Annotated in this window: 10 protein-coding genes; 4 read left to right on the top strand and 6 right to left on the bottom strand. The window is 64.5% G+C overall.

All coding sequences use genetic code 11. From position 1 onward, the window contains the following. The first annotated feature begins 2 nt into the window (after positions 1-2). From ACPYN9_RS05530 to ACPYN9_RS05515, 4 genes are read left to right on the top strand one after another with little or no spacing between them, the layout of a single operon-like run. Positions 3-1,046: a glycosyltransferase gene (locus ACPYN9_RS05530; protein WP_424464660.1), complete on the top strand. Its 1,044-nt coding sequence runs from the start codon at positions 3-5 to the stop codon at positions 1,044-1,046. Further along, entirely contained in the window at positions 1,043-2,071 is a 1,029-nt protein-coding gene (locus ACPYN9_RS05525; protein ID WP_424464658.1) for a glycosyltransferase family 2 protein, read from the top strand. Before ACPYN9_RS05530 ends, ACPYN9_RS05525 begins: the two co-directional genes overlap by 4 nt. 43 nt (positions 2,072-2,114) lie before the next feature. Further along, positions 2,115-3,050 (top strand): glycosyltransferase family 2 protein, encoded by a 936-nt coding sequence (locus tag ACPYN9_RS05520; RefSeq protein ID WP_424464656.1) that lies wholly within the window; start codon positions 2,115-2,117, stop codon positions 3,048-3,050. 56 nt (positions 3,051-3,106) lie between these two features. Continuing rightward, positions 3,107-3,979, top strand: a complete 873-nt coding sequence (locus ACPYN9_RS05515) for a glycosyltransferase family 2 protein (protein ID WP_424464654.1) — start codon at positions 3,107-3,109, stop codon at positions 3,977-3,979. A gap of 589 nt (positions 3,980-4,568) precedes the next feature. On the opposite strand, the gene ACPYN9_RS05510 is transcribed toward ACPYN9_RS05515, so the two are convergent. The 6 genes from ACPYN9_RS05510 to ACPYN9_RS05485 form a co-directional block, all read right to left on the bottom strand. After that, positions 4,569-6,668, bottom strand: coding sequence for a glycosyltransferase family 4 protein (locus ACPYN9_RS05510; protein WP_424464652.1), 2,100 nt, complete (start codon positions 6,666-6,668; stop codon positions 4,569-4,571). A gap of 23 nt (positions 6,669-6,691) precedes the next feature. Beyond that, on the bottom strand, positions 6,692-8,938 hold the full coding sequence (locus ACPYN9_RS05505) for an N-acetylneuraminate synthase family protein (protein WP_424464650.1): 2,247 nt from the start codon (positions 8,936-8,938) through the stop codon (positions 6,692-6,694). Continuing rightward, positions 8,935-9,690, bottom strand: a complete 756-nt coding sequence (locus ACPYN9_RS05500; protein WP_424464648.1) for a cytidylyltransferase domain-containing protein — start codon at positions 9,688-9,690, stop codon at positions 8,935-8,937. Before ACPYN9_RS05500 ends, ACPYN9_RS05505 begins: the two co-directional genes overlap by 4 nt. Further along, complete coding sequence (locus ACPYN9_RS05495; RefSeq protein WP_424464646.1) at positions 9,687-10,610, bottom strand: RNA-binding protein; 924 nt, start codon at positions 10,608-10,610, stop codon at positions 9,687-9,689. The genes ACPYN9_RS05500 and ACPYN9_RS05495 overlap by 4 nt, the downstream gene beginning before the upstream one ends. Before the next feature lie 104 nt (positions 10,611-10,714). Further along, on the bottom strand, positions 10,715-11,710 hold the full coding sequence (locus ACPYN9_RS05490) for a CgeB family protein (protein ID WP_424464645.1): 996 nt from the start codon (positions 11,708-11,710) through the stop codon (positions 10,715-10,717). Then, positions 11,710-12,267 (bottom strand): acyltransferase, encoded by a 558-nt coding sequence (locus ACPYN9_RS05485; protein ID WP_424464644.1) that lies wholly within the window; start codon positions 12,265-12,267, stop codon positions 11,710-11,712. Before ACPYN9_RS05485 ends, ACPYN9_RS05490 begins: the two co-directional genes overlap by 1 nt. Between the last annotated feature and the right edge of the window lie 9 nt (positions 12,268-12,276).

The following is a 12,276-nucleotide window of genomic DNA, read 5'->3' as shown; positions in this document are numbered from 1 at the left end:
GCATGAGCGAGATCGATGTCATCTACACCCACCCCGGTGGACGCGGCTGGGGACAGATCGAACGACTGGCAGAGCTGGCAGCAACCACGCTGGGGGGCCAGCTCATCCAGGTCGATGGCTCTCGGGGCTATACGCGCATGCAGACTCCGCGCAGCCTCCTTGCTGCCCCCAGACGAGCAGCGGAGGCGAAGGCCTGCCTCGTCATCGCACCGCATCCCGCGCACCTGACGTCAATCCTGCTCGGACGCCAGTGGCGCCGTCGGTACCGCAAGGTGGCCGGCTGGGTCATCGACAGCTTCTGGGTCGACCGAGTCCCCCGTGTCGCGAGGACTGCCGGGTACTTCGACCAGCTGTACGTCACAGGCCACGAGGACGTGGAGGAGTGGGCCGCAGCGTCTGCTGCCCCCGTGTCTGCCCTCGCCTGGGGCACAGATGCCTTGCGCATGCCTTTCACCCCGGACGACCGGGCGATCGATCTCCAACGAGTCGGGCGGCAGCCAGACGAGTGGGACGACGACGAGACCACTAGGCAAGCATCGGAAGCGCAGGGCATTCGATACGCGGGACGACCGCCGTTCGGGTCTGACGACGAACAAAGCCGCAGGAACGCGGACGAGTCCCTTGCCAACGCGAAGTTCACGTTGGCGTTCTCGAATATCGCGCATACCTCTTCATATACGCATCCCACGCGTGAGTACGTGACCGGCCGCTGGCTGGACGCGCTCAGTGCCGGCGCGATCGTTGCAGGGATTTCGCCAAAGACCGCAAGCGCGGACGAGCTTTTTTGGCCTGGCGCCCTCCTCGAACTGCCGTCATCCGATCTGCTGGATGGCCTCGATCGCATCCGAGGTGCAGTCAGAGCATGGTCGCCCTCGTTCGCTCGTCAGAATCGCGCTCAGGCGCTGCGGCGGCTCGACTGGCGACACCGGCTCGCGATCGTGCGTGACGAGCTCGGGATCCAAGCCCCGCATCTGAACGAGGAACTTACGAAGCTTCAGGATGACGCAACACGACTCGACGCTCAGACCGAAGGGGACCTCAAATGACGGAGTCGCAACCGATCAGCCCGGCCCCCGGGCCCGGTGTCGAGTGCACCGTAATCGTGCCGTCATACAGCGGAGTGCACCGCCTGCCGGACCTCCTCGATGCGTTCGAGCGGCAGGACTTCGCTGGCGATTGGGAACTCTTAGTCGTGATCGACGGTCGTCTCGATGACACCGAGCAGCTCCTCGCCGAGCACGCCGATAGGCTCCCACTCCGCTGGATCGTCCACGAGATCTCGCAGGGCATTAGCAAGGCGATGAATGTCGGACTTCGGGAAGCCCAGGGGCGCATCGTCATCCGCTGCGACGACGATCTCACGCCTCAGAGCGATTTCATCAGCCGCCACCTGAGCCATCACCACGGTGCAGCATCCGGCATCATTGGGCCCACTCGCGACGTCTTTCCAAACAGCCGCTATGCCTCCGCCTATGGACGCCCCGCGAACCAGCGTGCACTGCGCGCCACATACGCACGTGAGAGCGACCAGAATTGGATCGCCTGGGCCGCGAACAACTCTGCCCCGCGTCTGGATCTTCTGGCCGTCGGCGGGTTCGATGAGACCCTCTTCTACGGTGAGGACTCCGAACTCGGTTTTCGTCTCCACCAACGAGGGCTCACGATTCTCGTCGACCCGCAGCTCGAAACCCTGCACCGAGGACCCGCGCAGAATGCCGAAGCCCGAATCCCGCGTGCCTTCATCTCTGGCGCCTCAGCAAAGGCGTTCAGCGATCGCCATCCCGGTGTTCTGCGGGTCGACCAACACCACGGCGGTTCCCTCCTCCAGCGGTTCTGGCGGACCGCAGTCGCAGCCCTCGCAAGCATGCTCACGAACCGACAGCGCTGCAGGACGCTGGGTCGCGGTGTCGATCGCTCGATCCGGTTCCTCCCTGACGCCGTGAGTGGGAAGCTGCTCGCATTCTGTGTGGAAGCTGCGGGAATGGCCGGGCGCAGATTTGGCCGAGGAGACACCACGCACTTTCACGCTCAGAAGTCGAGCGATGTCGCCGCTGAGAAGCGGCTGACTTGAGGCCCGTGATGGCTGCAATCAACACTGAAATGGACCCACTGTCGTGACTGGACTCCGCGCTGGCATGTCGATCGTCATCCCCTTCTACGGCGACCCGGCCCGAACCATGCCGCTCATTGACGCCCTCAAGTCGCAGTCGACGGACTTCGACACCGAGATCATCATCGCCGACGACGAATCGCCACTTCCTTTCCCAACGACGGCGGGGGTCACAGTTACCCGTCGTGTCCGGAACGGCGGTTTCGGGAGCGCCGTCAACGCTGGAGCTGCGCTTGCGCGTTTCGACCACCTTCTCGTGCTCAACAGTGACGTCGTTATCGAGGACGGCTTTCTTGCATCGCTTCACGAGGCCGCTGAACCGCTCATGCCGGCGGTCATCTCCCCAGATGTCGTCGACGAGCATGGCCACCCTCACTCCACGGCACGCCACTATCCCCGGTTGCGTCACCATCTGACGATCGCGTTGAGCCCGCTCGCCCGATTCAGGTCGACGAACGCTTGGCGCGAAGCTGTCGGGCACGACACACGCGCTCGGTCGGGTGAGGTCCTGGGCGTGGATTGGGTGGTCGGCGCTGTGATGCTCCTGCCCACGGCCGAGTTCCGCGCGGTCCACGGCTTCGACGAGGGCTTCTACATGAACAGCGAGGAGATCGATCTGCAGCGACGGCTCCGGCGTCGCGGGGTGCCGAGCATCTACCTCGGCACGGTCAGCATCGAGCACGAGGGAGGCGGCTCCTCTGATTCGTCGAAGCGTCGCGGCTGGGTGGTCGCGGGTACTTTGCAGTACAGCCGGAAGTGGGGAGGTCGACCGCTCGAGTTCGCCCACAGGATGGTGCTCACGGGCGCGAGCCTCGCTAATTTCGGGGTCAACGCGGGACGTCGTGTGCTCGGTCGAGACCTCGCACCCCGCCACATCTTCAAGACGGAAGTCCACCACGCCTGGCAACCGCTGCCTCATTCAGGGCGGGAATCACTGTGACGGTCGACTGGTCGCACTCGAGCCGCGAGGTTGCTGTGCGCACGGCGAAGCGCTGGATGAGCACCAAGCACTGGGAGCAACGACGCAAGGTCCTTCGCGGGCTCACGCTGCCAACGCTGCCATTGGGTCGGAGGATCTGGGCGATTGCGATGGTAAAGAACGAAGTAGACGTCATCGCCGCACTCGTCGAGCACATCTTCACCCAGGACTTCGACGCGATGCTCATCGTCGACAACGGGTCGACGGACGGGACCCTAGAAGTCCTCCGCGAGCTTGCGGGGAGGTACCCGCTCTTCGTCGGCATCGACGCTGAGGTCGGCTACTTCCAGGACCAGAAGATGAGCGCGCTCGGGCGCGCCGTGCGACTCGCTGGTGCTGAATGGGTTGTGCCGGTCGATGCGGACGAGTTCTGGTTTGCGGCGGGCATGACGGTTGGGGCCTATCTGGGACGCGCCGACTCACCCCGCGTCGAGGCATCCATCTACAACGCGTTCCCGACCGACAAGACTCCAGTGCTGCGAGGTCCGTCGTCTGGTGAGGTGCGCATCGATCAGACGGCCCACAAGCTCCCGAAGGTCGCGGCACGTGCAGTCCCGCTGCTGTGGTTCTTCACCGGCAACCACTACGCGCTTGTTCCGGGCGATGTCACCACCGGCCTGTTCATCCTTCATTACCCGTGGAGATCGTTCGAGCAGCTTCGACGCAAGGTTAGACAGGGCGCCGTCGCGCTGCGCGAACGGGGTGATGACTCCGATCTGGGTGCGCACTGGCATGACCAGGACGCGAAGTCAGATGACGAGTTGACCACCACCTGGCACGAGCTGCTGCAGGGCCGGGCCAGCGGCGACCTGGGGTGGGCACCGGTTGGTCCATTCACTCACACCGATCCGAGTTCCTGGCGATCTTGGCAACTGGATGCCGACCGGTGACGACGCGTTAACATAATCCATGAGCGAACGACTGGCCCGACGATCGCTTCTGAGCGAATGGTCCGTGCCCGTTCTTGCTGCGGTAGCGGCGACGCCCGCTCACTCGGCCAGCGGTGGCTCGAGTGAGGCGGTCTGCGACCGTGACTTCACCGTCAGCCAGCCGTTCCAGGCGGTTGAAACCGTGAGCCTCAGCGCAAACGAGATTTCACTGACCATGTGGTTCACCTACTCTGACGTCGAACCGTCGACCCTCACCGCGACAACGTCCAGCGGGCACGTGTTCTCGTTTGCGCCCGCCTCGTTATCGAGCTTCACTCACGTGTTCCCGTCGGGCGGCGGATCCACCTTCGTTCGCACGGGTGCCGGCGGCGGAAGGCTCACGCTTCGCTTGTCGGCAGGAGAACGCGTCTCCTGGTCAGCCAGTTCGAAAGCGGCGGTTGTCGCCCACGCACGAGAATCTTCGTTCGTGTCAGCACGTGCCCCTCCGCCTATGCGATTGCCCTCAGCTGCATAGCAGAATAGGCGCACGTCGGCTCCGGCCGTGAGCTCGGGGCTCGAGCGGACGGTCATCACCTGTGGACCGAAGCTCTCAAACGCGCAAGGATTCCACCAGACGTCCGACACGCTGCGCAGCTGCCGTTGGACTATACAGCGACTCCCAACGAACCCGGTTCTGCTCCCTGCGAGTCTCGGCGCCCTCCGCACGCCGCTGGAGCACTAGTCGCACAAGTGCAGCCACGTCGTTGGACGCGAACACATCACCGTTATCGCCGAGGATCTCCGGGAGGGCCCCAGCATCGCTGACGATGACGGGGACACCGGCAGCCATCGCCTCTGCGACCACGAGACCGAACGTCTCCGGCCAGACGGAGGGCACGACGAGCAGATCGATTGATCCGAGGAATTCATCGCGATCGACCCAGCCCACACGATCAACGAGGGGTTCGACAGACTTCAGCGCTGCTTCGACGGCATCGCGCTCACCCCTCGAGACGAAGAAGGGCTCGCCTCCGATGCGGAGTCGGAATGCCCCTGGGTCAGCTCCATCCAGCTGACGAAGCGCGCGCGCGAGCACGTCGACTCCCTTGCCGACCGACGGTCGCCCGAGAAAACCCAAAACGGTGACGCCTGTTTCGCTCGCCCGTGGCCCGACGAGTGCGACCTCACCCGTCCAGTTCTGCAGCGTCTCAGCTCCCGGCACCTGTGCGCGCATCCACTCGGACGGAACGAGCGTCGCGAGCGTTCTCCACCGTGCGATGACGGCCAGTGACTTCTGCACGACACCGCTCGGGAGCAGGTGCAGGTGCACGAGCCGATCCGGATGCCCTGCCGTTGCTGCTGCTGGAACGAGTCCGTTGCACCAGAGAAGCCCGCGACGGTGCTTCGCATCCCAGGCGCGGAGCGACAGCATCCAAGAACGCCGATCAGTGGCGTCGAGCTCGACGACGGTCTCCCCTTGAGCTCGAGCTGCGTCGATCAGTCCGTGCGGCTCGGACGGGCCCACAACCGTGACGTCGACGTCAAGCGAGCGCAGCATGCGGGCGAGGCTCAGGAGCATCACCTCGCCGCCTCCGAGGTCCCCGTTGTTGGTGGCCAGCGTGATGCTGCCACGATGCTCAGGATGCGCGGATCGAGCGCCCGATCCCTGGTAGACCGCGGCGACCAACGCCGTCATGTCGCGCACGGTCGGCCAGTTGTCGAGACGGGTCGCGGCGTCCGGGTCGAGCAAGGCACGAGCCACTCCGCCGATGTCGTCTGCGTCGACAAGACCACGAGGGTCCACGATCTCCGGGTTGCCACCGACGTTGGACGCGACGACGCGCATGCCCCGGTTTGCGGCGTCGAGGAGTGAGTACGAGCAGTTCTCCCAGACGGAGAGCTGCGCGAGCACGTCGGCTTCCGACATGGCCTCGTCTGGGTCCACGAAGCCGGGGAATGTGACGGACCGCTCGATGCCGAGTTCGCGCGCAAGCGCCTTGAGTTCCGCCTCGAGGTCGCCGATACCAGCGACCGTGAGGTGCGCGTCGGGGCTCGACTCCAGCACCACGTGAAACGCCCGGAGCAGTTGCGGGATGCGTTTCTCCGGGGAGAGGCGCGCCAGGGCGAGGATGCGCAACGCGCTCGACTCGCTGCCGACCTGGTCCTTGTTCGATTCGACGGAATCGACGCCGTTGAGAATGACCTGGATCTCCTGTCGAGGCGCCCACTTTTCGATCATGGCCTGCTTCGTCGCCTCGGAGACGGCGATGACCGCGTCGAAGCGCCGAAGGCGTGTGCTGTGCACGGCCGCCATTAGCCTCGATTTCGCAGCGTTGCCGTGATAGACGCGGTCGTCGCCGGCGATTCCATGCTCAGTCGTCACCCGAATCGTGTTCTTCGGCAACGGTGCTGCCGCCACGATGACGTCTGCGTAGGAGAGATGCGAATGCACGACCGCCGGTCGCAAGCGCGCTGCTGCGGTGCGGAGCGTCCGGATTGAGGCGGCGACGCCCGCGTCGGGACCGAAGGCGCCGACAGCGACACGAATGCCCCGCTTCTGCAGTTCCGCGACGAGCGGGCCCTCCGGTGTGAGCACGACGAGCTCGTAGCCGGGGATTCCGGCGCCAGCCGCGTCGAGTACGTGCCTCGCGACTCCGCCCAACGCGGATACGGGAACCACCCACAGCGCGACGGGCTTTGCGTGCCTCACGTCGTCGCGCGGAGCGTCGCTCGCTACAGCCACTTCTCGAGCCGGTCGAGCGCCGTCCAGAACCCCTGCCCGTTGTTGATGTGGCCCTGCCAGATCTCGGGAATGAACGGCGCGTTCGGCGTGTACTCGTTCAGCTGGCCAGCGAGCAGTGGCCAATCGATCTCGCCCTCGCCAACTTGCACGCCCTCGCCGTCGACGCCCTTCGCGTCGACCAGGTGCAGGTGGATACTGTGCGGGGCGAGGAGATCGGTGAGCTCGGAGAACGGGATGCCGACGAAGTTGGCTGCGAGCTTGGAGTGCGAGACATCGAAGGTGAGCTTCGTGCCCGTGCGCTCGCAGAACTCCGCGGTGTCGCGAGGATCGACGAAGAGGTTGCAGAACTGCTGACCGCCCATGAACCACGGGAACGGGGGCAACGTCTGCGCGCCGATCTGCACGCCCTCCGTGTCGAGGCGCGCGAGCGCAGCCTCGATGCGGTCGTACATGGCGCGACGTTCGTGCGGCTCGACATGCTTATCGGTCGTGATGCCACCCATCGTGACCACGATGATCGGCTCCGTCGACTTCAAGAACCACTTCCTCAGCGACCGAGTCGTGTCGATGGTGCGCTGCACCTCGCGAATCGACCGCTCCCAATGCTCGTCGTCGAACGAGGCCAGGTCGACGATGAAATCACCCGAGTAGAGGTCGGGCAGATGGGTCGTGAAGTCCATGTCGAGCGGCTCGGTGAACACCGAGTCGGGGTCGATCTCGAGGTCCTTGTACGAGAAATGGAACTCGAGGAAGTCAGGAGTCGCGTCCTTGATGAAGGTCTGGTAGTCGTGGTACCTGATCGGCAGCCCCCACGGGCGATCGAACTGGAAGTCACGACCAATCGGAGCCGTGTCTGTGAGGTCGCCGTCGAAGAAGAAGTCTCCGGCGTCCATGGCACGGTTCGTGGTCCGGCCCACGAGGTCGTCGAGACGGTTCGGCTGGAGGCCACGGCCGGGGCTCTTGATGTCGATGTCCTCGAGCTTGAGCACCTCGCCGAGCGCGATGGGGCGTGCGGCGACGAGCGACTTGGCGAGGTTCGTTCGGTTCATGGCTTCACCCGTCGAGACCTCGCGGGGGCCGTTGCTGCCGATAGCGCTCTCGACCTCGCGGATCTGCTCGACCATCTGACGGAACTCGTCCGGAAGCAGCGAGACCTTGTGGTCGACGCCCTCCATGCCGCGGTCGATCGTGAAGTGCTTCTCGATGATACGCGCGCCGCGCGCGACCGCCGCGATGGGCACATGCCATCCGCGCTCGTGGCCGGAGTAGCCGACGATGCTCTCGCCGATCTCCTTGAGCCTATCGAGGTAGGCGAGGTTCACGTCCTTGTACGGCGCCGGGTAGGTCGACTGGCAGTGCAGCAGCGCGAAGCTCGAGCCGAGTGAGCGCATGAGACCCACGGTTTCCAGGATCTCCGCTTCGCGGGACATACCCGTTGAGAGGATCATGGGCAGCCCGCGCGAGCCGGCGTCACGGAGCAGTTCGTGGTTCGTGAGATCCGCGGAGGCGATCTTGAGACCGTCGATGCCGTAGTCGACGAGGGCCTGCACACTGTTCGAATCCCACGGCGTGCACATGAGGTCGACGCCACGGTCACGAGCGTGGTTGAAGACCTTGAAGAGCTCTTCTGCCGGGAGAGAGAAGCGGGAGAGCAGGTTGAGCGTGTACTGGGCCCCGAGGTCCTCGCCGGCGCTGGATCCGCCCGACTGGCGGTAGAGCGAGTCGAGGTCACGCAGCTGGAACTTCACCGCGTCGGCCCCGGCATCGGCCGCGAGGTCGACGAGCTCCTTGGCGAGGTCGACGGAGCCGTTGTGGTTGATGCCGATCTCTGCGATCAGGAACGCGGGCTTTCCCTCGCCGATCTCGTGGCTGCCGATACGGAGCACGTCTGTGCGGTCGATGGCGACGGCCACGAGGTGATTGGTCTCATCGACGAGCGGGAGGTGAGTCACTCCCCCGCGGCCGAGCAGCGGCGCCAGATCTGCGGGTGTGGACTCTGCCGGCGCGGTACGCACCTGGCGGTTCGACACCTCCACGCAGCTGACGTCGAGCGACGTAGTCGGATTCGCCACGATCCAACGGCGGAAGTCGCCGTCGGACAGCGAACCCTGGAGGCGACCGTGCTCGTCGACGCAGAACACGATGCGCTGCTGGTTGGCGCTGATCTTCTGGAGGCCGACGACGATGGAGTCTTCGGCGAACACAATGTAGGGCGTGAGGTTGCGCTCGATGATCACTGAGCGGGGTCCTTGTCTGTCGTTGTTGCTGCTTCTGATGACCCAGCGGTGGCCGCGTCAGTGTGGAGGTTGGAGAGCTGATGGTCGGCGATCGAGAGGTCGAGCATCGTGTCGATGTCGATTCCCTCCCGCTCGTCCATTTCGAAGAGGCCGATCTTGCCGCCGAGGCGGTTGTGGAGCGTCTCGTAGATTTCGGTCTTGGTGAGGTAGAGAGAGCCCGTCTCGCGGTAGAACATCTGCGAGCGTTCGAGTTCTTGACGTCTCGGTCGCGCGTCGACGGTGAAATGCGCCCGCGGCTCGTTTGCCACATCTGGCCCGTACTGCCAGAGGAACGGAGCCTGCGGGACAACGCCGACCATAGAGTCAACTCCGCTGCTTTCGAACTGCGTGATCGCCCGGTCCAGCGTGCCGGGCAACCGCAGCGGGGACGTCGCCTGCAGCAACATGACAGCGTCCGGTCGCTCACCCGCGGCCGTGTACTCGGCGATGGCATGCTCGACGACGGGTTCTGTCGCTGTCGTGTCTTGAGCGAGATGCGTTGGTCGCAACCAAGGCACATTCGCGCCTGCCGCGCGTGCGATCGATGCGAGCAGCTCGTCGTCGGTCGAGACAAGCACGTTCATCATGGGTCGAGCCTCGAGGGCTTGTTCGACTGTCCAAGCGAGCAGAGGCTTGCCTGCAACGGGCAGCGCATTTTTGCCCGGGATACCCTTGGAGCCTCCCCGAACAGGGATGACGCAGAGGATCCTCATGCTGCTCCCTCCAGAATTCGCGCGAGACTCGCGGCTATCAATTTTGCTGGCTCTGTCTGGGGAACATGCGGGGCAGGCGTTGACTGCTCGCCCCACTGGGAAAGACCATAGCGCTCCCAGAAGTCCAGAATCCAATCTGGTGGGTTCACGCACGTGACCCACGCCTGTTCGCCCGCCGCCGCCGCCTCGAGAACACCCGTGGAGAAGATGGAGACCACTGGCCGATGCAACTGTCCGAGTGGCAGGCCAGAGCTTTCGAACTCGACTCCACGCCGTCGCCAGGCCTGGTGCTGCATGCGGGACAGCCGATCGGTCTCCGACGGATGTGGCCGGTACTCCGCGCCTGTCTCGCGACAGAACTGCTGGGAAGTCGCGGCGGAGATGCGGCGAGGCAGCTCAGCTCCGTGCAGTTGACCGAGGAAGACGGGCTTAGCGTCGACGGCTGCACCCTCGGCACGTCGACGCCGTGCGGCGTTCCACAGGATCTGGGCTCCGACGACCTCGTGGCTGACATCGCCGCGACCAGATTTCCAGTAGCCTGCGTCCGCCTCCGAGAAGGCGAGCAGGTGCGCGTCGCGCGCCAACGGGGGCGTTAACGGAGTCATGAGTCCATGCTGTGCCACTACGAATTGCGCACGGAGCGCTCGGCTCCACTCGTACGCGAGCTCGCCCGCAGGCAGGTAGCTTCCCGCCGAAAACACTGTGCGGATCTCGCGGAGGCTGTGCGGCAGTTCGCGACCCAGCAATTGTGCGGCTGTCCAGTCGCCCTCGAGAAGGTGACTGATGTCGCTCGGCGCGAGCACGGCGATCTGCTCATCGCCGAGGAAGCGCAGTGGCGCCGTGTACGCAGCAACTGAGCTGGGCCTCGGCGCCTCGATCGGCACGAGGAGCCGCGGCGCGGGGCCGTTAGTGAGAAGCACGAACTCTGGAGGTCCTGCCGGCCGCCTCAGATGCTTCATCATTCGGTTCTTGAGCGACCGCGACTGCTGCCAGCGGTGCCACGCTTCAAGATCCTCGCTGAATTTCAGGCCCACATCGCCTCCAGGCTTCGCGCACGGTGAGTCAACGTGTGCTCGGCGAGCGTGCGTTTCCGGCCGGCCGCGCGAATGGCGCGCGCCCACGAGGGATCCTTCTGAGCCTTGTGCGCGGACTCGACGATGTCCTCCACGGTGTCGAAGACCAGGAGTTCTTTCCCGATCTCGTAGAACTCGCTGACGTCTGCGCGGTCGACGAGCTCAAGGGCGCCGACGCCGGCGGCCTCGAAGGTCCGCATCGTGAATCCGTCTTGATTCGAGTGAATATTCAGTGTCGCGAGGCTGCCAGCCATGACCCCGTAGGCGGACGCGCGGTTCAGGTCTGTCCCTGAGGGGATGCCAGCACCACGTAGGCGACGCGTGCGGGCCACATCCCAGAGGCGACGTGACCACTCGCGGCCGTACGCACGCACGGGAACTCCGGCGGATCTGATCCCCACCAGGAGCGCCTCCCGATTCGGGTACCGGGCTCCGACCAGCGTCACGGCAGAAGACGTGACCGATGCGAAGTCGAGCAGTGAGTCGTATCCGAGCGCCACATGGCCGGCGGTCGCTCCGGCCGCCTGCAGCGCGACGACGTCCTGCTTGCTATAGCTGGCAATGGGGCCGATGCGCGCAAGGAAGTCGAGTGAATATCGGGTGCGTCGGATCTCGTCATACAGCCAGACCACGCTTGGGATGCCGCTCTTGGCGAGTGCCTCCCACCAGGCAGCACCGAGCTGGTCACCCTTGATCACAACAACAGCATCAAAGCTACCGGCGCGTAATCGATCAACAGCCCGCCTTGTCGCTCTCTCCTCGGCAGCGCCCCAACGCAATTGCTCTGGTAGATCGTGCAGGAACTTGTTTTGAGCGCGCTCTGCGAGCGTTGAGTGCTCGTCGTACCGATGTGTTGTCACCTCGGCGCCCAGCGATTCGAAGGCCGCGGCGATGGCACTCCAATAGCCATGAAAACCTGGGCTGACCAATAGGATTTGATGTGTCATCACTGAATGCTGGAACCCGGTGCTGTCACTACACGCGCCGGTACTCCGACCGCTGTCGCTCCTTCGGGCACATCGCGTGTGACGATAGCTCCCGCGCCAATCGTTGCGCCATCGCCGATAGTCACGCCGCCGAGGATCACCGCGCGATGCCCTATGAAGCAGTTTCGGCCGACCATGATGTCGCCGCCGCTCGTGTTCGACTTGCCGGATTCCAGGTCGTGACCACCAGCGTTGATCATGACACCGTCAGCGAGCATGGATCCGGAGCCGATGCGAACGTACGACACCGCGTGCAGGTGAACATCGTGGCCAATGTAGACGTCGCTTCCGATTTCAAGTTCCCCACCAGTTTCCGCTTCTAGCCACGCGCCTTCATAGATAGAGCAACCGGACCCGATCCGTATCCGCTCCACACCGCGGAGGCGAAGTGGTTTCACGATGACGCTGGCTGGACCGAAAGCTCTGAACGCTCTGCTGTACACCAGACGCGACGCCACGCCACTCACGTGCCAGCGAAGTGACGGTGGGGCCTCAGTGAGGAAGCGCGCGATCTTCACGTTTAGTCC

Source organism: Pseudoclavibacter helvolus (genome assembly GCF_049707175.1).
GTDB lineage: Bacteria > Actinomycetota > Actinomycetes > Actinomycetales > Microbacteriaceae > Pseudoclavibacter > Pseudoclavibacter helvolus_A.
This window is presented reverse-complemented; position numbering and strand designations above follow the sequence as displayed.

Coding starts and splice junctions, on each gene's coding strand:
- ACPYN9_RS05525 (WP_424464658.1), top strand. CDS start 1,043: ATGACGGAGTCGCAACCGATCAGCCCGGCCCCCGGGCCCGGTGTCGAG.
- ACPYN9_RS05490 (WP_424464645.1), bottom strand. CDS start 11,710: ATGACACATCAAATCCTATTGGTCAGCCCAGGTTTTCATGGCTATTGG.
- ACPYN9_RS05500 (WP_424464648.1), bottom strand. CDS start 9,690: ATGAGGATCCTCTGCGTCATCCCTGTTCGGGGAGGCTCCAAGGGTATC.
- ACPYN9_RS05530 (WP_424464660.1), top strand. CDS start 3: ATGAGCGAGATCGATGTCATCTACACCCACCCCGGTGGACGCGGCTGG.
- ACPYN9_RS05515 (WP_424464654.1), top strand. CDS start 3,107: ATGAGCACCAAGCACTGGGAGCAACGACGCAAGGTCCTTCGCGGGCTC.